Annotated in this window: 16 protein-coding genes and 1 other annotated feature (1 of these 17 only partly in view); of the genes, 4 read left to right on the top strand and 12 right to left on the bottom strand. The window is 71.2% G+C overall.

The features are described from left to right. Window positions 1–50, bottom strand: a sequence feature (sul1 is cis-regulatory element that is thought to sense ions involved in sulfur or methionine metabolism; They are found in Alphaproteobacteria); it reaches 3 nt to the left of the window's first position. A 128-nt stretch (window positions 51–178) separates the two neighbouring features. After that, complete coding sequence (gene pdeM, locus D3218_RS16465; RefSeq protein ID WP_119541165.1) at window positions 179–898, top strand: ligase-associated DNA damage response endonuclease PdeM; 720 nt, start codon at window positions 179–181, stop codon at window positions 896–898. A gap of 13 nt (window positions 899–911) precedes the next feature. Here pdeM and D3218_RS16470 read toward each other — a convergent pair whose 3' ends face one another. The 4 genes from D3218_RS16470 to D3218_RS16485 all read right to left on the bottom strand — a co-directional run bounded on the left by D3218_RS16470 (window position 912) and on the right by D3218_RS16485 (window position 7,196). After that, entirely contained in the window at window positions 912–1,406 is a 495-nt protein-coding gene (locus tag D3218_RS16470; protein ID WP_119541166.1) for a DUF3429 domain-containing protein, read from the bottom strand. Between the two features lie 6 nt (window positions 1,407–1,412). Continuing rightward, the gene (locus D3218_RS16475) at window positions 1,413–2,210 is read right to left on the bottom strand and encodes a TIGR02186 family protein (RefSeq protein ID WP_119541167.1); all 798 of its coding nucleotides are present in this window, start codon (window positions 2,208–2,210) and stop codon (window positions 1,413–1,415) included. Beyond that, a complete protein-coding gene (locus D3218_RS16480) occupies window positions 2,207–3,139 on the bottom strand; it encodes a sulfite exporter TauE/SafE family protein (RefSeq protein ID WP_119541168.1) in 933 nt (310 codons plus the stop codon). Before D3218_RS16480 ends, D3218_RS16475 begins: the two co-directional genes overlap by 4 nt. Before the next feature lie 97 nt (window positions 3,140–3,236). After that, window positions 3,237–7,196 (bottom strand): peptidoglycan-binding protein, encoded by a 3,960-nt coding sequence (locus D3218_RS16485; protein ID WP_119541169.1) that lies wholly within the window; start codon window positions 7,194–7,196, stop codon window positions 3,237–3,239. 269 nt (window positions 7,197–7,465) lie between these two features. Here D3218_RS16485 and D3218_RS16490 point away from each other — a divergent pair, with 269 nt between their 5' ends. Next, window positions 7,466–7,948, top strand: coding sequence for a MerR family transcriptional regulator (locus tag D3218_RS16490; protein WP_119541170.1), 483 nt, complete (start codon window positions 7,466–7,468; stop codon window positions 7,946–7,948). 485 nt (window positions 7,949–8,433) lie between these two features. Here D3218_RS16490 and D3218_RS16495 read toward each other — a convergent pair whose 3' ends face one another. Together D3218_RS16495 and D3218_RS16500 are read right to left on the bottom strand one after the other, a co-directional pair. Beyond that, the gene (locus tag D3218_RS16495) at window positions 8,434–9,312 is read right to left on the bottom strand and encodes a 50S ribosomal protein L11 methyltransferase (protein ID WP_119541171.1); all 879 of its coding nucleotides are present in this window, start codon (window positions 9,310–9,312) and stop codon (window positions 8,434–8,436) included. Between the two features lie 51 nt (window positions 9,313–9,363). Continuing rightward, entirely contained in the window at window positions 9,364–9,990 is a 627-nt protein-coding gene (locus tag D3218_RS16500) for an SCO family protein (protein WP_280959977.1), read from the bottom strand. A gap of 81 nt (window positions 9,991–10,071) precedes the next feature. Between D3218_RS16500 and D3218_RS16505 the strand changes: the two genes are divergently transcribed. Further along, complete coding sequence (locus D3218_RS16505; RefSeq protein ID WP_119541172.1) at window positions 10,072–10,725, top strand: DapH/DapD/GlmU-related protein; 654 nt, start codon at window positions 10,072–10,074, stop codon at window positions 10,723–10,725. 134 nt (window positions 10,726–10,859) lie between these two features. Beyond that, window positions 10,860–11,855, top strand: coding sequence for a Tim44 domain-containing protein (locus D3218_RS16510; RefSeq protein ID WP_119541173.1), 996 nt, complete (start codon window positions 10,860–10,862; stop codon window positions 11,853–11,855). 81 nt (window positions 11,856–11,936) lie between these two features. On the opposite strand, the gene D3218_RS16515 is transcribed toward D3218_RS16510, so the two are convergent. The 6 genes from D3218_RS16515 to ftsZ all read right to left on the bottom strand — a co-directional run bounded on the left by D3218_RS16515 (window position 11,937) and on the right by ftsZ (window position 21,159). Beyond that, window positions 11,937–12,794: a 3'-5' exonuclease gene (locus tag D3218_RS16515; RefSeq protein WP_119541174.1), complete on the bottom strand. Its 858-nt coding sequence runs from the start codon at window positions 12,792–12,794 to the stop codon at window positions 11,937–11,939. Between the two features lie 33 nt (window positions 12,795–12,827). Beyond that, entirely contained in the window at window positions 12,828–15,341 is a 2,514-nt protein-coding gene (gene ligA / locus D3218_RS16520) for an NAD-dependent DNA ligase LigA (protein WP_119541175.1), read from the bottom strand. A gap of 87 nt (window positions 15,342–15,428) precedes the next feature. Further along, a complete protein-coding gene (gene recN / locus D3218_RS16525; RefSeq protein WP_119541176.1) occupies window positions 15,429–17,102 on the bottom strand; it encodes a DNA repair protein RecN in 1,674 nt (557 codons plus the stop codon). A gap of 145 nt (window positions 17,103–17,247) precedes the next feature. Further along, entirely contained in the window at window positions 17,248–18,183 is a 936-nt protein-coding gene (locus D3218_RS16530) for an outer membrane protein assembly factor BamD (protein ID WP_119541177.1), read from the bottom strand. A gap of 140 nt (window positions 18,184–18,323) precedes the next feature. Further along, window positions 18,324–19,265, bottom strand: coding sequence for a UDP-3-O-acyl-N-acetylglucosamine deacetylase (lpxC, locus tag D3218_RS16535; protein ID WP_245415084.1), 942 nt, complete (start codon window positions 19,263–19,265; stop codon window positions 18,324–18,326). A 295-nt stretch (window positions 19,266–19,560) separates the two neighbouring features. Further along, window positions 19,561–21,159 carry a cell division protein FtsZ gene (gene ftsZ, locus D3218_RS16540; RefSeq protein ID WP_119541179.1) on the bottom strand — a complete coding sequence of 533 codons (1,599 nt, stop codon included), beginning with the start codon at window positions 21,157–21,159 and terminating at the stop codon, window positions 19,561–19,563. Window positions 21,160–21,256 lie beyond the last annotated feature (97 nt).

Below are 21,256 nucleotides of genomic sequence, written 5' to 3' on the forward strand. Positions count from 1 at the left end.
TGGCCGAGGGATAGGCGCCCGGCATAGCCACCCGGCAGGCCGGGTCCTTGTGCGCCCTCTTCATGTCTTGCACGGGCGCGAGAATCAAGTGCCGATCGTCGCACCGCCTTGCCTTCGCCCCGATTCTGGATTCGAAGAACGCTTCGAGAACACGCAAAAGGTCCCGGACGCCACGCGCATGAACATGATCCACCGAAGGATGCGGCAGGGCGAGGCGCCGGGGCTGGAGACGACCCTGAACGGCGGCGCCGTGGTGTGCGATCCGTCCGGGGTCCTGTTCGCGCCGTCCGAGCGGCTCCTGGTGGTCTCCGATCTCCATCTCGAAAAGGGGGCGGCCTTCGCCCGGCGCGGCATGTTCCTGCCGCCCTACGACACGGACGCGACGCTCCTGCTCCTGGAGGCGGCGCTCGACCGCTACCAGCCGCATGTGGTGGTGGCGCTCGGCGACAGCTTCCACGACCGGCACGGCGCCGGCCTGATGCCCGACGCCCCGCGCGCGCGGCTGAAGGCGGCGATGGCCGGGCGGGACTGGATCTGGATCGAGGGCAACCACGACCCCGAGCCGCCCGCCGGCCTCGGCGGCCTGTGCGCGGCCGAGGTATCGATCGGGTCCTGGCACTTCCGCCACGAGCCGACGGCGGGCGAGCGGCCCGGCGAGGTCGCCGGCCACCTCCACCCGGCGGCGCGCGTCAGCGGCAACGGGCGCAGCGTGCGCGGCGCGTGCTTCGCGAGCGACGGCGCGCGCATGGTGATGCCGTCCTTCGGCGTGACCACCGGCGGGCTCAACGTGCTCGACCCGGCCTTCGCCGGCCTGTTCCGGGCGGCCGACGCGCGGGCCTACGTGATCGGCGCGGCGCGGATCTACCCGATCCCCTTCGCCGCGCTCAGCCGGGGCTGACGGCGGCCCGGCCTCAGTAGGCGACCGGCTGGGCCGAGGCGTAGGCGATCACCGCCAGAGACAGGACGGCGCCCACCGTCAGGACCACGCGCAGCGGCGCGAACCAGGGCGTCGCGATGCGCCCGGCCCGGATCGCCGCGACGTCCCAAAGGCCCTGGAGCACGAAGGCGACGGCGAGGCCCACGAAGGACCAGGGCGAAGGTAGGAGCACGCAGACCCAGGCGCCCACCGCCGGGATCACGGATTGCGCCAGCGCAGTCGGGCTCTGCCGGCCCGGCTCGTTCAGCGCGGCGCCCCAGCGGATGCCGCCCAGGAACGACAGGATGATCGCGCCGTAGGACAGCACCACGAAGGGCAGGTCCGGCAGCGGGATGACCTCCGACCCGGTGACGATCATCCAGGCGCCGACGACAAACGGAATGAGGCCGCCCAAACCCAGGATCCAGGCCGCGCGAACCATCTGCTCGGCCCGGCTGCGCGGCGGGGCGGAGGAAGCGTCGTCGTACATTTTCGATCAGTCCCGTTTGAAGACAAGCCGGCCGAACCAGCCGGTGAACACCGCGATCGCGACCGCCAGCAATCCGTAGAAGAAGCCGTCGGTCGCCGCGAAGCGGGATATCTGGCTCTCGATACCCGTCTTGACCACCCACAGATCCTCCGATCGTTCGCGCACGAAGACGCCTTCGCGGAACAGGATGGCCCGCGCGACATGGCGCCCCACGGGCAGGTCGCCGGAAAGCTGGAGGTTGGCGCGGAACAGCGTCGCGCTGACGAACTCGATGCCGCCGCTGGACTGGCTGAACGCCCGGCCCTGCTCGCCGAGCCGCTTCACCGCCTCGGAGAACTCCGCCTTGCGCTCCGGTCGCACGGTGCGCAGGCTCGGCGCGTCGAACTCAAGGTTCTCCACCCCGATGTCGAGCTGGCGCAGCGTGGTAGCGGGGGCGATGTCGCGCAGCGGCCGGGTCGAGACCAGCGTGTAGGAACTCGGCACGGCGTTGAAGCGCTCGGCCCCCCGGTTGATCCAGATGCCCAGCGTGCGCTCCTTCTCGCGCACCACGATGTCGCGCCGTGGCCCCTCCAGGATCACCACGATGTCGTAGCGCCCCTGGCGCAGGAGGCGCTGGTCGGCGTTGTCGAGCGCCCCGAACACCACGAGGCGCGAGCCGCCGAAATTGGTGCCCACCGAGATCGTCTCGGTGGACAGGCCGATCTCGAAGGTCTCGGCGAGCGGCGCGGGCGCGGTCTGCGCGCCGGCGACGGCGGGCAGCAGCGCCAGAAGCGCCCCGCACAAGGAGGCTCGAAGGCGCCTCACCCGCTTTCCCCGCTCGGCAGGGTGATGGAGTAGGGCTCGGCCGGTGGAACCACGAGCTCCACGAAGAGCCGACCCGCCACCGCCAGCACCATGAGCGCGAGCAGCGCGCGGAGCTGCTCGCCGCGCAGCTTGCGGCCGGCCTCCGCGCCGAACTGCGCCCCGATCACGCCGCCGATCATCAGGAGAAAGGCGAGCACCACGTCCACCGTCTCGTTGGTCGCCGCCTGGAGCACGGTGGTGGCCGCCGCCGTCACCATGATCTGGACCAGCGAGGTGCCGATCACGACGCTGGTCGGCACGCGCAGGAGATAGATCATGGCCGGCACCATGATGAAGCCGCCGCCCACGCCCATCACCGAGCCGAGAAGCCCGATCACGAAGCCGAGCCCCAGCACCGGCACCAGCGAGACGTAGAGCTTGGACCGCTTGAAGCGGGTCTTGAACGGCAGGCGGTGGACCCAGCTATGATGGCCCGAGCGGCGCAGCACCTCGCCCGAGCCGCCGCCGCGCACCCGGCGCATGGCGCGCAGGCTCTCGTTCATCATCAGGATGCCGACCGTGCCGAGCATCACGACGTAGAGCATGGACACGGCGAGATCGAGCTGGCCGATGCGGCGCAGCAGCGTGTAGACGCCGACGCCCACCACCGAGCCGACCACGCCGCCCCCGATCAGCATGCCCGCGAGCTTCAGGTCCACCGTGCCGCGCTTGTAGTGGGCGAGCGCGCCCGAGAACGAGGCCGCGATCACCTGGTTCGCGCCGGTGGCGACCGCGACGGCCGGCGGGATGTTGTAGAAGATCAGAAGCGGGGTGATGAGGAAGCCGCCGCCGACCCCGAACATGCCGGACAGGAAACCCACCGCCGCGCCCATTCCGACGATGACGAAGACGTTGACGGTGATCTCTGCGATCGGGAGGTAGAACGTCACGTGTGGGATTCCGCCGAGCTGGTCCACCGGAACGGAAAAAGGGGTCCGGTCCTCATGGCCCGAACCCCTCGCGGAAGTCAAACGATGTGCGCGCCGTTCAGGCGTCCTTGCGCTCCAGGAGCGCGCGGATCAGCGGCTCGTCGATCTTGCCGGTCGCCTGGAGGCCCGCCTTGCCCTGGAACTGGCGGATCGCCGCCTCGGTGCGCGCGCCGGCCACGCCGTCGGGCCTTCCCGGATCGTAGCCGAGCTTGATGAGGATCGCCTGGACGTTGCGGATGGCGCGGGTCATGTCGACCGAGGCCGTGCGACCGGACTTCTCCGACCACTCGGGCGGCAGGTCCACCGTATTGGCGGCCTCCACGCGCGGCTCGGCCGTCCAGGCGGCGATCTCGGCGTCCAGCGTTCCGCGCTGCCCCGCGGACAGGGTCTTGCCGACCTCCTGCATCTTGGCCTCGGCGTCCTTGTCCCCCGCCCTCGCGACGATGCCGAACCAGCGGTAGGAGCTGGCGAGGTCCTGCTCGACGCCAGCGCCTCGGGCATAGAGGATGCCGAGATTGTACTGGCTGTCGCGCATGCCGTGGTCGGCCGCCTTGATGAACCAGCTCGCCGCGTTCGCCGGCTCGGACTTGCCGTCGATGCCGGTGGCATAGAGGACCGCGAGATTGTGCATGGCGCGCACGTTGCCCTGCTCGGCGGCCAGGAGATACCAGTCGCGCGCCAGCGCCGCGTCGCGCTCCACGCCGTTGCCCTTCTCGAACAGGGTCCCGAGGCTGTACTGCGCCGGGGCGAAGCCGCGCGCGGCGGACTGCGCGAACCAGTCGAGCGCGGCGGTCGGATCGCTCGGTCCGTTGCGCCCTTCCATCACGCGCAGGCCGATCTCGAACAGGGCCTTCGGGTCCTCGGCGGCGACCGCGTTGGCCAGCGCCTCGGAGGCGACTCCCTCGGGCAGCGCCGGAACCGCGCCCTGCGCGGCTTCAGGCAGCCGCGCGCGGGCGGACGCCAGCAGCGCCACCGCATCGGCGGCAGCGGCAGGCGCGGACGCGACCGGCGCCTCGGGCTGCGCGGCCTCGGGCGCCGCCGCGACCACCGCCGGCGGCGGCTCCACCGGGGCGTCCATCGGCATCGGCTCGTCGTTCGCCGTCTCCACCGGCGTCGTCGCTGCCATTTCGGGCATCTCGACGGCCCGGGTCTGGGGCAGAGCCGAGGCCTGCGCCGCGGGCGGCTCCGCCGGAGCGGACGCGGAAGCGAGCTGCGTCGGGGCCACGGCGGGCGCGGCCGAAGCGGACTCCATCGCCGGCTCGGGCGATGCGGTCGCCGGCGTTCCGGCGGCCACCGTGCCGTCCACCACGGCCGCGTGCTGCTCCTTCGACGTCAGGCGGTCGATGCCGAACGGCACCGCCATCAGCGCCAGGAGAACCGCGCCGACGCCCATCAGGATGGGCTTGCGGCGGTTGGAGGCCGGCTTGTCGGCCAGATCCTCGCCGCGCTTCTCGCGGTCGCGCAGGGCCTCCGCCTCGGCGGCGGCTGCCAGGGCGGCCTTGCGCGCGGCGGCGATGAAGTCGGCCTTGGCCATCGGCTCGGGCGACGTGTCCTCGCCGCGCTGCTGCTGGCGCACGCGCTCGATCAGGGCGGCGATGTCGGGCGCGCCGGAACCGGGCTCCAGCGGGCGGTTGGCCTCGCGCGAGATCAGGCTGTCGGACGGGTCGAGCTCCGGCGCCGCGAGCATCGCGCTCTTGGGGGGCTCCGCATCCTCGCTCGTCCGGTCCTGCGCCATCGGCTCGCGGGCGACGGGCTCCTCGATCAGGGGCGTCGGGCGGATGCGCTCGGCCAGCGTCGGCGACGCGGGCGCCTCGGCCTTGGACTTGCCGTTGCGGCGGCCGATGTGGCGCTGCAGGGCGGCGCGCAGCCCCCTCGCCTCCTCCTCGGCGATGGCGCCCTGCGGCGCCGCCCGCTCGGCGAAGGCCGGCATCTCGGCAGCGGGCGCGACCTCGGCGGCCGGCGGCGCGGCCGGACCACGGGCGTCGGCCGTCACGACCTCCGACATCGGCTCGACGGCGGCCCGGCGCAGCACGGGCGCGGCGGGCAGCTCCACGGAGTGGCCGCGCATCTCCTGCTCGATGGTGGTCAGGCGCTCGACGATCTTGATCAGCGTCGCATGCACCGCGTCGAACACGCCGAAGGTGCGCTCGTCGCTCTCGCGGCACAGCGCCTCGAGATTGCGCATGTCCTGCGCCAGGTCCTGGACGAAGCCGCCCTCGCGGCGCGCGTCCTCCGCCTGCATGCGCCGCACGGCCTCCTCGGCCGCCGCGCGCGCGGCCGCGACCACGTTGTCGCGGTTCTCGTCGAGCTGGCGCTCGATCGCGTCCAGGCGCTGGCCCACCGCGCCGGCGTCCTCGGCGAGGGCGCCCGGCACGCCGGCAAGGATCTGCGTCATGCGGGTGATCTGCGCTTCCAAGGCGGCGATGACCTCGGGATCCACCCCGCGCGCCGAGGCGGAGACCTCCAGGCGCTGCGCGATCGCCGAAAGGCGTTCCTCGAAGGCCGACGTGTCCGCGCCGCCGGCGCGCCGGAACAGGCCGTCCACGCGCTCGGCCAGGGTGTCGATGCGCCGGCCGAGATCCTCCGACGGTGCGGCGGCGCTCATGTCCTCGACGCGCTCGGCCAGGGCTGCGATCTGCGACGACAGGGCCTCCACGTTGCGGCTGTCGGCCAGGCGGTCGATCCGGCCCGTGAGGTCGGCGACGCGCGCCTCGATGCGCTCCACCGGCGCCATGTCGATCTCGCCGACGCCGCGCTTCGCGGCGTTCGCGAGCGTCGCGGAAATCTCCTCCAGCCGCTCTTCCAGAAGGACGAACTGCGACAGGTCCGGCTCGCGGACCTCGCGGGTCAGCGTCTCGATCCCCTCGGCGAGCGACGCGACGCGCGCCTCGAGCTGATCGATCTGCAGGAACTCGGGCATGCGCACCAGGGCGCGCTCGATCTCGTGCATGCGTCCGGCCAGGCGCTCGACGCCGGCCTCCAGCTCGGAGGCGTTCAGCCGCTCCGCCAGCGCCTCGAATCGGGCATCCATCGCCTCCGCGCCGTTCTCGGCGACGATGTCGTCCAACTTCCGGCGCAGGCCGTCGAGCTCGCCGCGCAGCACCTTGGCGACGGATTCCTCGGCCTGGACGCGGGCGGTGTCGAGATAGCGCGCCTCGAACTCCTCCCACCGCTGCTGGACCGCGAGGACCTGATCCTCGGTGGCGAGCGAGCGGAGCGAGGTGCGCAGGCGCTCCAGCTCGACCTTCAGGTTGCGCTTGGCCTCGGCATCCAGCGCCACGTGCTCGGCGATCCGGGTCTCGAAGGCGTCCCAGCGGCTCTTCACGGCCTCCAGCGATTCCTCGCGGGCCATCTGCCCCACCATGGCCGCCACGGCGTCGAGATCGCCGCGCAGCGCCTCCAGGGAGGCCTGGTCCGCCGTGCCGGCGGTCAGCTCGGTCAGCGACTCCATGATCTCGTAGATCTCGGCACCGATGCGCTCGGGCGCGTCGCGCTCGGCGACCATCTGCTTGAGTTCGCCGAACGATGCCTGGAGCTCCCGGATCCGCGCGTCGGTGTCGACGCCGACGCGATTCTGGATGTCGCCGCGCAGGAGCGTCAGTTCGGCGGCCAGATCCTTGATCAGCGCGATCGAGGCGTTCTGAAGCTGGAGCTGCTCGACCTCGGCCGCGATCGCGCCGATGCGGCGGCCGGCGGCGGCGCGGCGGCGCGGCGCCTCGTCCTCGGACGCGAGCGCGCGCTCCACGGCGACGTTGGACACCGCCGCGGTCAGCGACGGACGGCGCGCCCGGCGCGCTTCCGCCACGGCACGCAGCTTCTCGCCGGGGGTCGGTTCGGCGGTTTCGCCGGCGTCCGCGGGCTCGGCGGACGGCGCGCCCGCCTGGGCCTTGGACGAGGACAGCCGGCTCAGCCGCTGCTCCAGGTCTTCGAGCGTCTTGCTGAGCGAGGAGAACGACCCGTCGGAGGGCGCGTGAGCCTCCTCCGGGCGATGCCTGACCTTGGCTTCGTTCTGGGACATTTCACCGCTCCTTCCGCTGCCCGCCGCCTGCCTGCGGGCGCGACCGCTCTGCCTCAGTTCACGACCGGGCGGCTTAACGAGAGGTTAACCGCAGGTCATTTGATTAAGGATTTAAAAACCTAAGCGGGAGCGAGGCTGGATTCGGAGACGTCTACACTTGCGGAAATGGACCTTCCGCCGATAGTTATTTTTTATGCGGCAAGCTTACGAAATCGCTTCCGCAACTACATAACACCCGTGTGACAACCGCGGGTGATGAGTGAGACATCATGAAGCATCCCGTATCGGACGACCCTGGCGAGGGCACGGACACAAGGCTCGCGATCGCGGACCTCCTTGCGTGCGACCATCACGACCCACAGGGGGGCGACCACAGCTACCGGATCGGCGATCTCGCGCGCGAGTTCGGCGTGTCGCTGCGCACGCTCCGGTTCTACGAGGATCGCGGTCTCCTGCAGCCCGAACGGCAGGGCACCACCCGGATCTACTCCCGCCGAGACCGCATGCGGCTGCGGCTGGTGCTCCTGGCCAAGATGCTCGGCTTCTCGCTGACCGAGGCCAAGCAGATCATCGACGTCTACCACCAGCCGGACGGCGCCAGGAAGCAGCTCGAGGTGGCACTGGAGCGAATGACCGAGCAGAAGGTCGTGCTGCTCGACCAGAAACGGGAGATCGACCAGTCGCTGGAGGCGATGGATGTCGCCCTGGCCATGGTCGGCGATCGGCTCGAACGGGCTGCCGGCAACGGCTGAACCCTCGCCGCAGCAGCGTTGTCGCGGCGATCATGAACGGATCATGAAGATCGGCCATGAAATGCCCTGCGTCCTCGGCACGGAACCTATGCACCGGATGGGATAGCTCGCCGTGCGGCGATGCAGCATATGAGAACCCGGGAGCACGAGAGAGATGTCCCAAGAGGTTCGCATGATCAACGTCCGCACCGAACGTACCGGGTCCTTCCCGACGCAAATCGGCGCCAGCGCACGCCGTCCGGGGGCCGACCGGTCCCGCCCGTCCAGCCGTTTCGCGCATGGAACCGCGCGTCCGATGTATCTCGAGACCGAGCCGATGATCCACATGATCTCGCGTCGCGGTTCGATGTTCGAGGCGAGTGCGCCGCAGCGCCCCTAAAGCTTCGCCCGGAGACGGGCGCATCGTCCTATGCGATTTCACGAGGGCTCGGCCATTGGCCGGGCCCTTTTTCGTGCGCCCGGCCCGCTCGTGAAATGCGGGAGGGTCAGACCGCCCCCACCCGGTTGCGGCACAGGTGCAGCGTGACCCACTCGCCGCGAAGCAGCGTGCGGCGATGGAACAGGCCCTGGATGCGATAGGCCGCCAGGACCGCCTCCCTCTGCCGCTCTAGGATGCCGGAGAGGATCACGTCGCCGTCGTCCGACAGGTGGCGCGCCACCTGCGGCGCCAGTTGCATCAGCGGCCCGGCGAGGATGTTGGCGATCACGAGGTCGAAGGGCGCATGGCGGCGGAAGGCGGGCGAGCCGAACCCGGTCGCGGTCGCCGTCTCGACATGGCGCGACACGCCGTTCGCGCGCACGTTCTCGCGCGCCACGGCGATCGCGACCGGGTCGATGTCGGTCGCCAGCACGGGCCGGCGCGCCAGCTTGGCGAAGGCGATCGCCAGCACCGCGCTGCCGGTGCCCAGATCCAGCGCGTTGCGGGGCCGGCGCCGGCGCACCACGCTCTCGATGGCCGACAGGCATCCGGCCGTAGTTCCGTGGTGCCCCGTGCCGAAGGCCTGCCCCGCCTCGATCTCGATCGACAGGTCGTTGGGCAGCACCTTGTCGCGGTCGTGCGCCCCGTGCACCAGAAAGCGCCCGGCGCGCACCGGCTTGAGGCCGGCCAGGACCTCGGCCATCCAGTCGATGTCCGGCAGGTCCTCGCGCTCGGGCGCGAGATCGCCGAAGGCCTCGCGCACCGCCGCCTCGTCCACGGCCTCCGCCTCCTCGAAATAGACGGAGACCTCGAACAGCGCGGCCTTCTCGTCGATCTCGGTCAAGGCCACCGGCGACCCGTCCTCGCCGAACCAGGCGTCGAGCCGGCCATAAAGCGTTTCGGCGGGCGCGCGCGACGAACGCGCGTAGTATCGGACCTGACCCAAGACGACCTCGTTTCCTCGATTTTCCGGCGGCGACGCGGCCGCCCTGCCCCGTCACAAGGTGACAAGGCGCTCCAGCTTGCCCTCGGCCGTCTTGGGATCCTCGCCATAGGCGATGGTGCCGACGAAACGCCCCGTCCGGTCGAGCAGGATCACGGACGCCGTGTGGTCCATCGTGTAGTCGTCGCCCTGCTCGACCTTGCGCGAATAGGCACCGTATCCCTTGAGCATGGCGGCCACCGCGTCCGGCGCGCCGGTCACGGCGGTGATGTCGGACGATAGAGCGCTGACATAGGTCTTCAGGATCTCCGGCGTATCGCGCTCCGGGTCCACGGTCACGAAGACGATGCCGAAGCTCTCGCCCTTCTCCTTCAGCGCCTTCTGGTAGCCCGAGAGTTCGTAGAGCGTCGTGGGGCAGACGTCCGGGCAATGGGTGAAGCCGAAGAACAGGGCCGTGGGTCGGCTGCGCAGCACCGCCTCGGTGACCGGCGCGCCGTTCTGGTCGACCAGCGTGAACGCCGTGCCGTAGGGGTCGGCCCCCTCGGTCACCTGCGCCATCTCCGCCCGTCCGAAGGTCCACACGAGGACCAGAAGCGCCAGCACGGCCGCCACGAGGAACCAGAGAGCGAAGCGCATCGCCGGCAGCCGGCGGCGGCCTTTGCGCGGGGTCGGGTCGGTCATGTCGTTGCTCCCATGTCGCGGTCTCGGATACAGCAATGCTCCGCCGGCTCCAAGCCGCGACGAACGGGGCCAGGGGCGACGATGAGCGAAGCCGATCCGGGAAACGACGATCTTCGGTTCAGGCCGGACGAGCCGCGCATCCATCCCAGCGCGGAGCTGAAGCAGACCCGCCTCGGCCGCCACTGCGACATCGGCCCGCGCGTGGTGCTGCGCGACGTCGTGGTGGGCGACTACTCCTATTTCGAACGCGGCGGCGAGGCCACGCATGCCGAGGTGGGCAAGTTCTGCTCGATCGCGGCCCATGTGCGGATCAACGCGCTGGAACACCCGGTGGAGCGCGTCTCCACCCACAAGATCACCTACCGGCCCAACGAATACTTCCGCTGGCGGGGCGTGGACGACGCGTTCCGCGAGCGCCGGCTCCAGCGCCGCGTGACGCTCGGCCACGACGTATGGATCGGGCACGGCGCGGTGGTGCTGCCGGGCGTCCGCGTCGGCACGGGCGCCGTGGTCGGTGCCGGCGCCGTGGTGACGCGCGACGTCGCGCCCTACACGATCGTGGCGGGCGTTCCCGCCCGTGTGCTTCGCCCGCGCTTCACGCCCGACGTGGCCGAACGGCTCCTCGCTCTCGCCTGGTGGGACTGGTCCCCCGCCCGGCTCTTCGACGCCATCCCGGACATGCAGTCGCTGTCGGCCGAGCACTTCCTGGCTCGCTGGGAAGGCGCCGAAGGCTGAGGCCGCCCGTTCCGACCCTGTCGAACTTGTGATCGCCCGGGCGCGCCGCGGAGGCGGGGAATCCTTTCCAGCCGGAAAGCCGGGCACCTATATGGAGCCCGACGCATAACGGCATATCGGGAGGATCGACCCTCATGGGCACTTCGGCCAAGACGCGCGGCATGGCTCTGATGAGCGTGCTGGCGCTGACCTTTTCGCTCGCGGCGGTCGACTACGCCGAAGCCCGACGTGGCGGCAGCTTCGGCAGCCGCGGCGCGCGCACCTACCAGTCCGCGCCGCCCACCAACACGGCGCCCGCCGCCGCGCCCGTGCAGCGGTCCATGACCTCGCCCGGCACCGCCGCGCCCGCGGCCGGCGCTGCGGCCGCCGCGCGCCCGGGCGCGCGCACGGGCATGTTCGGCGGCGGCTTCGGCGGCGCGCTGATGCGCGGTCTCGTGATCGGCGGTCTGTTCGGCCTGCTGATGGGCACCGGCTTCGGCGGCCTTGCCGGCATGCTGGGCTTCCTGGTCCAGGCCCTGCTGATCGGCCTCGCCATCATGTTCCTGGTGCGCATGTTCCGCCGCCGCTCCGAGAGCGCCGCGATGGCCGGCGGTCGTCCGAACGCGGGCGGGGACCGGACCATGTTCGAGGGCCTCGGCCAGCGCGCTCCCCAGGGCGGACAGGCGGCCGGCGCGCGCGGCTATAACGGCCCGCAGGGCGCGGCCGCCCCGACGGCGGCCGGCGTCGACCAGCTCCGCATCACGGCGGCCGACCTCGACATCTTCGAGAACCGCCTCCGGACGCTGCAGGACGCGTTCAGCCGCGAGGACTACGCCGCGTTGCGCGAGATCACGACGCCCGAGGTCGCCTCCTACCTGTCCGAGGAACTGGCCACCAACGCCTCCAAGGGCATCCGGGTCGAGGCGAGCGACGTGACGCTGCTGCAGGGCGACGTCGCGGAGAGCTGGAAGGAAGGATCGCGCGAATTCGCCACCGTGGCGATGCGCTATTCGATGGTCGAGACCGTGCGCGACCGCGAGACCGGCGCCATCCGTGAAGGCGGCTCGACCCCGGTGGAGTCCACCGAGGTCTGGACCTTCCTGCGCGACTTCAAGGACGAGTGGAAGCTTTCGGCGATCCAGGAGGGCTGACCGCCCTCGCCTCCCGACATCCGCCCGATCGGCCCGCCCGTTCCCCCCGGAACCGGCGGGCTCTTTCGTGGGCGCGGCCGCTCAGGCGGCGCCGCGCCGGCCGGCCGCGAACAGGCGCAGCAGCTCCCGCTCGATCTCGGGCGTCAGGCCGACCACGGCGCCGAGATCGCCCAGCCGGAGCGCGGCGCGATGCTTGCAGTCGGAGCGGAAGCGCGAGGCCGGGCAGGTGCAGGCGAGGCGCATGTCGCCGCGCGGTCCCCGCACCGCCTCGATCTCGTAGGGCGTGCCGCGGCTTCCCGCCACGCGGAAACGAAGACGGCTCGTCGCCGCGGCGCCCCGCGCGGCCAGGGCGCGGGCCGCCACGCCGCCCGCCTTCGGTGCCGCGCCGGCCGCGACGGCCTTCGCGAGCCCGGAGGTCTCGGCCAGCTCGCCGATGTCGCGCGCGCCGGCGTGGCGCACGCCCTCCAGCGCGATCGCGGCGCAGGCGAAGGCATCCTCGCCGGCATCATGGTGGCGGAAGGCGATGCCGAAGCGCGCGGCCAGCGCCGAAAGCTTGCGGCTCGGCTCCTCCGGCCAGAGGCGGCGCGCCATCGCCACCGTGCAGAACGAGCGGAACCGGGGCAGCGCCAGCCCATGACGCGCGGCGGTGCGCTGGAGGACGCCCATGTCGAACGAGGCATTGTGGGCGAGCACCAACGCCCCGTCGAAGACGGGCGCGATGTCGCGCCAGACCTCGGCGAAGCTCGGTGCGTGGAGCACGTCCTCCGGCCGGATGCCGTGGACGCGGATGTGGAACGGATCGAAGTCGAGCTCCGGCGGACGCACCAGCGTGTGGAAACGGCGCGTCACGGCGCCGCCCTCCACGAAGGCAAGCCCGATGGCGCAGGCGCTGTCCGGGCTGCGGTTGGCGGTCTCGAAATCGAGGGCGACGACGGTCATGCGGATCCGGAAAACGGGAGGTCCCCGTCTGAATCAGGCTTCGCCCACCAGGGCAAGCCAGTCGTCCTCGGAGATCACCTCGACGCCGTGCTTCTGCGCGTCGGCGAGCTTGGACCCGGCGCCGGGCCCGGCCACCACGAGGTCGGTCTTCTTCGACACCGAGCCGGAGACCTTGGCACCCAGCGCCTCCGCCCGCTCCTTGGCCTGCGAGCGCGTCATCCGCTCCAGCGTGCCGGTGAAGACCACGGTCTTGCCCATCACCGGCGAGGACGCGGGCGGCGGCGCCGCCCGCTCGTTGGTGGTGGACACGCCCGCCGCGAGCAGCGCCTCCACCGCCTCGCGGTTGTGCGCCTCGCCGAAGAAGTGGATCAGCGACAGGGTCGCCACCGTGCCGATGTCGGAATCCCTCGTGAGTTCGAGAAAGTCCGGGCCGGGCGCCCCGGCCTTCGCCCGCCCGATCGCCCTCCGCAGCGCCTCGCCCTCTCCGTAGCGTTCGCGCAGGGCGACGCGCTGGGGCGACGTCAGCGACAGATCGTCGTCGCGCAAGGGATCGAACTCCCCGTCGCCCAGCCGCTCGTCCGAAAGCTCCATCAGCCGGTCGAAGGTCTTGCCGCCGATCCGCGACAGGGCGCCGAGCTCGGCCCAGGCCTCGCCCGGCTGCTGGCGCGCCGCCCCGGCGATGCCGTCCAAGAGGTGAGGAACGTCGTCGTAGTGCTTCGCCAAGGCCTTGGCCGAGCTTTCGCCGATCTCGGGAATGCCGAGCGCGAACACGAAGCGGTCCAGCGCCACGGTGCGCCGGGCCTCGATCCCGTCGAAGAGGTTCTGCGTGGCCTTGGTGTAGTCGTAGGCCTTGCGGGCGCCGCGCTTCTTCGGCGCCTTGCCCTCGGCCGCGAGCGCCGCGTCTTCGGCTGCCTCGTTCTCCAGCCGGTTGGCGAGGGCGCGCTCCTCGATCAGCCGCTTCACCGGCTCGAAGGGCAGCCGGAACAGGTCGGCGGGTTGCCGGGCGAGCTCGCCGTCGTAGAGGGCCTCCACCAGCTTCTCGCCCAGCCCCTCGATGTCGAAGGCGTTGCGGGAGACGAAATGCTTCAAACCCTCCTTGGCCTGGGCGGGGCAGGTCATGGCGGCCGTGCAGCGGCGCACCGAATCGAGGCGCCCGGTGCGCGGGTTGATCTCGCGCTCCGCCTTCGAATGGCAGATCGGGCAATGGTCGGGATACGGGAAGGGCTCGGAACCCTCCGGCCGCTTTTCGATCACCACGTCCACCACCTGCGGGATCACGTCGCCCGCGCGTTGGATCACCACGGTGTCGCCGACGCGCACGTCGCGTCCCCCCCGGATCGGCTGGCCGTCGGCGTCGCGCCCGGCGACGTAGTCCTCGTTGTGCAGGGTGACGTTGGAGACCACGACGCCCCCGACCGTCACCGGCGTCAGCTTGGCGAGTGGGGCGAGCTTGCCGGTGCGCCCGACATTGATGACGATCTCCTCGACCGTCGTGGTGGCCTGCTCGGCCGAGAACTTGTGCGCGATCGCCCAGCGCGGCGCGCGCGACACGAAGCCGAGCTCGCGCTGCCGGTCGAGGTCGTCCACCTTGTAGACCACGCCGTCGATGTCGTAGCCGAGCCCGGCCCGTGCCGCCTCGATCCGCCGGTAGTGGTCGATCAGCCCGTCCACGGTGTCCAGCCGGCGCATCAGCGGCTCGGCGCCGCCGAACTGCGGCACGGTGTTGGTCTGGAAGCCCATCGCCTGCAGCGCCGCCACCACCTCGCTCTGCGTGGCGGCCGGCAGCTCGCTGGTCTCGCCCCAGGCATAGGCGAAGAAGCGCAGCGGGCGCGTCCTGGTAACCTTGGCGTCCTTCTGCCGCAACGAACCGGCGGCGGCGTTGCGTGGGTTGGCGAACTGGCGCGCGGCCTTGGCCGCCTCCCCCTCCCCGCCGCCGGCCTCCGCCAGCAGGCGCGCGTTGAGCGCGGCGAAATCCGCATGGGTCATGTAGACCTCGCCGCGCACCTCGAACACGTCCGGCGCGAAGCCGACGAGCCTTGCCGGGATGTCGTCCAGCGTGCGGGCGTTGGCGGTCACGTCCTCGCCCACCTGCCCGTCGCCGCGCGTCGCGGCCGAGACGAGGCGGCCCTTCTCGTAGCGCAGGGAGAGCGAGAGCCCGTCGATCTTCGGCTCGGCCGTGATGGCGAGCGGCGCGTCCTCGCCGAGGCCCAGGAATCGGCGCACCCGCCGGGCGAAGTCGGCGACGTCCTCGTCCGAGAAGGCGTTGTCGAGCGAGAGCATCGGCACCGCATGCCGGATCTTGGCGAACTTGGCGGCCGGAGCGGCGCCCACCTTACGCGAGGGCGAATCGGGACGCACGAGCGCGGGGAAACGGCCCTCGATCTCGGCGTTGCGCCGGCGCAGCGCGTCGTACTCGGCGTCGGTGACGGTCGGCGCGTCGTCCTCGTAGTAGCGCCGGTCGTGCCCTGCCATCTCGAGCGCCAGCCGTTCCAGCTCGGCGGCCGCTTCGTCGGGGGTCATCCGGTCGAGGTCGGGAAGGTCGGACATGGGAGGCTCGGCTGAGAAACGTCGATCACGCGGGTACACCGATTCTGGAGCGGCCCGGCGAAAAATCCCGCGTCGCCGGCCGGCCGCTCAGCCGGGGTGGCCGATCAGCCGCGCTGCGGCCGCCCGCGCCTCGTCGGTCACGGTGTCGCCGGCCAGCATGCGGGCGATCTCCTCGCGCCGCGCGGACACGTCGATCGTCGCCACCCGCGTCGACAAGCGTTCGTCGCCCGGCACGGTCTCGGCCTTGGAGATCAGGAGATGCGTCGTCGCGCGCGCGGCCACCTGCGGCGCGTGGGTGACGGAGAGGACCTGGACGCGCGAGGCGAGCCGCGCCAGGCGCCGGCCGATCGCGTCGGCCACCGCGCCGCCGACCCCGGTGTCGATCTCGTCGAACACCAGGGTCGGAGCCGAGCCCCTGTCGGCCAGAACCACCTTGAGCGCCAGCAGGAAGCGCGACAGCTCGCCGCCCGACGCCACCTTCATCATCGGCCCGGCGCGCGTGCCGGGATTGGTGCGCACCCAGAACTCGGCGGTATCGATGCCCGCGCCCGTGCGCGCCTGCGCGTCGGTCGCGATCTCCACCAGAAAGGCGGCGCGCTCGAGTTTCATGTCCGGCAGCTCGCCCATCACCGCCTCGGCGAGATGCCCCGCCGTCTCGTGCCGCCGGGCCGACAGGTCGGCCGCCAGCCGGTCGAAGGCGTCGCGCCGGACGGCCACCTCGGCGTCCAGATGGCCGAGGCGCTCCTCGCCGGCGTCGAGATCGGCAAGGTCGCCCACCATCTTCGCCGTGAGGTCGGCAAGGTCGTCCACGGGCACGTTGTACTTGCGGCCGGCGGCGCGCAGCGCGAACAGGCGCTCCTCGCACCGCTCCAGCGCGCGCGGGTCGAACTCCAGCGTACGCAGCGCGCCCTGGAGGCTCATCTGCGCGTCGGAGAGCGCGTCGAGCCCCGCCTCCAGCCGCTCGATCACCTCGTCCAGAAGACCGGGAAGCTCGTCCCGCTTGCGGTCCAGCCGGCGCAGCAGGCTGCCGAGGCCCGGGATCGGCGAGGCCTGGCCCGAAAGCTCCTCGTGCGCGTCGTTGACGTCGGTGGCGACCTTCTCCGACCGCATCATGCGCTGACGCTCTTCGGCGAGCTCCTCCTCCTCGCCGGCGATCGGGGCGAGGTCGGAGAGTTCCTCCACGGAGGCCCGCAGGTAGTCGGCCTCGCGCGCGGCGGCCTCGACGCGGGCGCGGTGGCGCGTGAGCTCAGCCTCCGCCCGGCGCCAGTCGTCGAAGGCGCGCGACACGGCCGCCGCCTCGCCGGCAAGCCCGCCGTACTCGTCGAGAAGCAGCCGGTGCGCTTCCGGGTCCACCAGCGCGCGGTCATCGTGCTGGCCGTGGATCTCGACCAGGCTGGCGCCCACCTCGCGCATCAGGCCGACGCTGGAGGGTCTGTCGTTGATGAAGACGCGGGTTCGGCCGTCGGCGCTCTGCACGCGCCGCAGGATGAGGTCGCCGTCGTCGTCGAAACCGTTCTCGGCCAGAAGCCGGCGCGCCGGATGGGCGGCGGGCAGGTCGAACACCGCCGACACCTCACCCTGCTTGGAGCCGTGGCGCACCAGCCCCCCGTCGCCGCGCCCGCCGAGGGCGAGCGAGAGGGCGTCGAGCACGATCGACTTGCCGGCGCCGGTCTCGCCGGTGAGCACCGACAGGCCGTCGTTCAGCGCGAGGTCGAGCCGGTCGATGAGGACGATGTCGCGGATCGAAAGGTGAACAAGCATGCGGAAGAAGGGCTAGACCGGCTCGGGCAGAATGGCAATCGCGAAGATATGGACGCACCCGCGCGCTGAGAAGGGCGGGCGATGCCGGCCGGCCCCGGAAACGAAAAAAGGCCGGCGGATGCCGGCCTTCCTCGATCTGGCGCCCTCAGCCGCGCGCCGGCGGCCTCAGCACGGTGGCGTCGGCCTGAGCGCGGCTGGCCGCCGGCGTGCGGTCCGCGCCGGTGATGGCGCGCGTCGCATTGCTGAACCAGGACGTCGCCCCGCCCTGGCGCGGCTGCAGACCGTTGGACTGAAGCAGCGCATAGGAGTCGCGATACCACTCGGATTCGGGGAAGTTCTGCCCCAGGACCGAGGCGGACGCCTGTGCTTCCTGGGTCAGGCCCATCGCGTAGTAGCTCTCGGTGAGGCGTGCCAGCGCCTCCTCCACGTGCCGCGTCTCGGGATAGGTGTCGACCACGTTCTTGAAGCGGTTGATCGCGGCGATGTACTCGCGGCGCTCCTGGTAGTAGCGGCCGACCTGCATCTCCTTGCCAGCGAGCTGGTCCTTGGCGACGCGCAGCTTGGTGCGCGCGTCCTCGGCGTACTCGCTGTCGGGATAGCGGTCCACGACCTCCTGCATCGCCTGCACGGCGCGCGCCGTGTCGGACTGGTCGCGCGTCACGTCCGGCATCTGGCGGAAGTAGGACAGGCCGATGATGTACTGGGCGTAGGCCGCGTCCTCCGAGCCCGGATAGAGCGACAGGTAGCGGCGGGAGGAGGCGACGGCCTCGTCGTAGTCGCCGGTCCGGTAGCTGGAGAAGGCGCGCATCACCAGCGCCTTGCGGGCGAACTCGGAATAGGGGTGCTGCCGGTCGATCGCCTCGAACTTGGCGGAGGCCTCCTTCAGCCGGCCGCCCTCGAGATTGGCGAGGCCCTGGTTGTAGAGCACGTCGGCCGGCTCGGTCTGCGAGGCGAGCGCCAGGGCGTCGATGTCCGTGTCCTTCGAGGACATGCACCCCGAGAGAAGAAGGCCGGACGCGGCGATGGCCAGTGCCATCGGCACGACCGGAAAGCGGCCGGTCAGCGGCATCTTGATTCCCATCGAACTGGTTCCCCCTGGCTTCCCCGGACGGACGCGGACCGTCCCAACGGGACACCTTCCTAGCCAACGTCCCGCATCGCGACAACGCTTCACGACAGGCCAAGGCGCCTTTTTTAAGACCTGTCGAGGCTCGGGATGGCTCAGAGCACCTGCGGGCCGAGCGCGGGCACGGCCAGAGCGGCCATGCCGGACTGGCGAACGGGCTCCGCCCGGCGGCCCGACACCTCGACCAGCGCATGCGCCGACGGATCGGCGAGGAGCGCCTGGAGCGCCATGGCGTTGAGGCGGTGGCCGCCCTTGAACGAGCGGTAGCAGCCCAGGACGCGCGCGCCGGCCAGCGCCTGGTCGCCCACGGCGTCCAGCACCTTGTGACGCACGAACTCGTCCGGATAGCGAAGGCCGGCCGGGTTGATCACGCGATCGTCGTCGCCGATCACCACCGAGTTCTCCAGCGACGAGCCGAGCGCGTGGCCCGATGCCCAGAGCCGCTCCACGTCCTTCATGAAGCCGAAGGTGCGCGCCCGGGCCAGCTCGTCGCGGAACACGGCGGGGCTCAGGTCGGCGCAGAAACGCTGGCGGCCGATCGCGGCGGTGGCGAAGTCGATCTCCACCTCGAACCGCGTGCCTTCGTGCGGATGGTATTCGGCATAGCCGCCGTTGAGCTCGACGCGCACCGGCTTCAGCACCTTGATGAAGCGGCGCGGGGCGCGCTGGGCGACGAGGCCGGCCGATTCGATGGCGCGCACGAAGACGTCGGAGCCGCCGTCCATGATCGGGATCTCGTTGCCGTCGATCTGGACCACGACATTGTCGACGTCCATCGCGTAGAGGGCGGCCATGATGTGCTCGATCGTCGCCACGTGCGCGCCGCGCCGGTCGCCGACGATGGTGGACAGGTCGGTCGAGGTCACGTTGCCGGACACGGCGCGGATCTCGTGCACCAGGCCCGACGCCTCGAAGACATGGAACACGACGCCGGTGTCGGGCTCGGCCGGGTGCAGCGACAGTTCCACCAGCGTGCCGCTGTGAACCCCCACGCCCTCGAAACCGATGCGCGCTCCGATCGTGTGCTGACTGACCACGTGATACTCATCCTTATACCGGCCTGCCGCGCGCCGAACGATCGCGCCCGGGGCAGGAAACTCTTCTCGGCGTCCGGACGATCCCGACATGGATTCCGCAAGCACACGCGAAGTGTCTGAAACTGCCCCGAAAACTAGGTCTCGGCCCAAATAAGGCCAAATCACGCTTTCTTACCCTGTGTTACCGGAAAGCGGCTTAATGTTTGATTTACGATTGCGAAATCAACCTGTTAACGAGAACGGCCCGCCCTCTTGCGAGGGCGGGCCGCACCAAAAGGCGCTGAGTTTGTGACCGTCAGTTGGACTGACGACGCAGGAAGGCCGGGATTTCCAGCTGATCCTCTTCGCTCGGCTGGCGAACCTGGCTCTGCGGACGAGCCGCGGAGTCGGCCGCCTGGCGGCGCGGCGCGTAGGGGCTGGCCTCGGCCGGACGACGCTGTGCGGCCGGACGGACCGGATCGGCGAGCAGCGCCTCGTCCTCCTCGCGGCGCGACAGGCCGGTGGTCAGGCGACGCAGGAGACCCATCGGACCCCGCTCGTCGCCCGCCGCTTCGACGCCGGCGCGGCGCTCGATCTCGGCCTGCACCACCGGCGGGAAGTCCTCCACGCGGGGCATGCGGGCCTGGGCGGGCTGCTGCACCGGCTGGCGCGGAGCCGGGGCACGCGGCGCGACCTGGGCGATCTCGGCCTCGAGAGCGGCGGTGAAGTCGTCCTCGATGTCGGCCATCGCAGGGGCCGGCTGGTAGGCCGGCTGCGGGGCGGCGAAGGTCGCGGCCGGAGCCTGGGCGACCGGCGCCGGCGCGACGGGCTGCGCCATCGCGGCGGGCTGGGCGACATAGGCCGGAGCGGGAGCCGGCTGCGGTGCCGGACGGCTGGCCACGGCGGCGGCGGCGCGCGTTTCGGCGGCGTGGCCGTAGACCTCCATCGCGGCCTTGTCGATGCCGGTGGCGACCACCGACACGCGGATCACGCCTTCCAGGCTCTCGTCGAAGGTGGCGCCGAGGATGATGTTGGCGTCCTGGTCGACTTCCTCGCGGATGCGGGTGGCGGCCTCGTCCACCTCGAAGAGCGTGAGGTCGCGCCCGCCGGTGATGGAGATGAGGAGGCCCTTGGCGCCCTTCATCGAGGTCTCGTCCAGGAGCGGATTGGCGATGGCGGCCTCGGCGGCGGCCATGGCGCGGCCCTCGCCGGACGCCTCGCCCGTGCCCATCATGGCCTTGCCCATCTCGCGCATCACGGAGCGCACGTCCGCGAAGTCGAGGTTGATCAGGCCTTCCTTGACCATCAGGTCGGTGATGCAGGCGACGCCCGAGTAGAGCACCTGGTCGGCCATGCCGAAGGCGTCGGCGAAGGTGGTCTTGTCGTTCGCGATCCGGAACAGGTTCTGGTTCGGAATGACGATCAGCGTGTCGACGTTCTTCTGCAGCTCCTCGATGCCCTGCTCGGCGATGCGCAGCCGGCGCTGGCCCTCGAAGTGGAACGGCTTGGTGACGACGCCCACCGTCAGGATGCCCTTCTCGCGCGCCGCGCGGGCGACCACGGGCGCGGCGCCCGTGCCCGTGCCGCCGCCCATGCCGGCGGTGACGAAGCACATGTGCGAGCCGAGGAGGTGATCGCAGATCTCGTCCAGCGACTCTTCCGCCGCCGCGCGGCCCACCTCGGGCTGCGAACCGGCGCCCAGACCCTCGGTCACGGCGACGCCCATCTGGATCACGCGCTCGGCGCGCGAGGAGCGCAGCGCCTGGGCATCGGTGTTGGCGATCACGAACTCGACGCCCTCGAGCCCGGCGTTGATCATGTTGTTGACGGCGTTGCAGCCGCCGCCGCCCACACCGAACACGGTGATCCGCGGCTTCAGCTCGGTGATGTCCGGCTTCTGCAGGGTGATGCTCATCGTGGTTTCCTTTGCGTCTGGGCCGGTTCGCCGCGCGGCCTTCGGGTCTGTTGGCCGGTGCGCGGCGCGCACCGATTTGGGGTTCGGGTGGGTGAGC

The sequence above is a fragment of the Aureimonas flava genome (assembly GCF_003583935.1).
GTDB classification, from domain to species: Bacteria; Pseudomonadota; Alphaproteobacteria; order Rhizobiales; family Rhizobiaceae; genus Aureimonas; species Aureimonas flava.

Bases quoted from the DNA above. Each gene is read 5' to 3' on its own strand.
- pdeM (WP_119541165.1), top strand. From the start codon at position 179: ATGAACATGATCCACCGAAGGATGCGGCAGGGCGAGGCGCCGGGGCTG.
- D3218_RS16470 (WP_119541166.1), bottom strand. From the start codon at position 1,406: ATGTACGACGACGCTTCCTCCGCCCCGCCGCGCAGCCGGGCCGAGCAG.
- D3218_RS16485 (WP_119541169.1), bottom strand. From the start codon at position 7,196: ATGTCCCAGAACGAAGCCAAGGTCAGGCATCGCCCGGAGGAGGCTCAC.
- D3218_RS16490 (WP_119541170.1), top strand. From the start codon at position 7,466: ATGAAGCATCCCGTATCGGACGACCCTGGCGAGGGCACGGACACAAGG.
- D3218_RS16500 (WP_280959977.1), bottom strand. From the start codon at position 9,990: ATGACCGACCCGACCCCGCGCAAAGGCCGCCGCCGGCTGCCGGCGATG.
- D3218_RS16505 (WP_119541172.1), top strand. From the start codon at position 10,072: ATGAGCGAAGCCGATCCGGGAAACGACGATCTTCGGTTCAGGCCGGAC.
- D3218_RS16510 (WP_119541173.1), top strand. From the start codon at position 10,860: ATGGGCACTTCGGCCAAGACGCGCGGCATGGCTCTGATGAGCGTGCTG.
- D3218_RS16515 (WP_119541174.1), bottom strand. From the start codon at position 12,794: ATGACCGTCGTCGCCCTCGATTTCGAGACCGCCAACCGCAGCCCGGAC.
- ligA (WP_119541175.1), bottom strand. From the start codon at position 15,341: ATGTCCGACCTTCCCGACCTCGACCGGATGACCCCCGACGAAGCGGCC.
- recN (WP_119541176.1), bottom strand. From the start codon at position 17,102: ATGCTTGTTCACCTTTCGATCCGCGACATCGTCCTCATCGACCGGCTC.
- D3218_RS16530 (WP_119541177.1), bottom strand. From the start codon at position 18,183: ATGGGAATCAAGATGCCGCTGACCGGCCGCTTTCCGGTCGTGCCGATG.
- ftsZ (WP_119541179.1), bottom strand. From the start codon at position 21,159: ATGAGCATCACCCTGCAGAAGCCGGACATCACCGAGCTGAAGCCGCGG.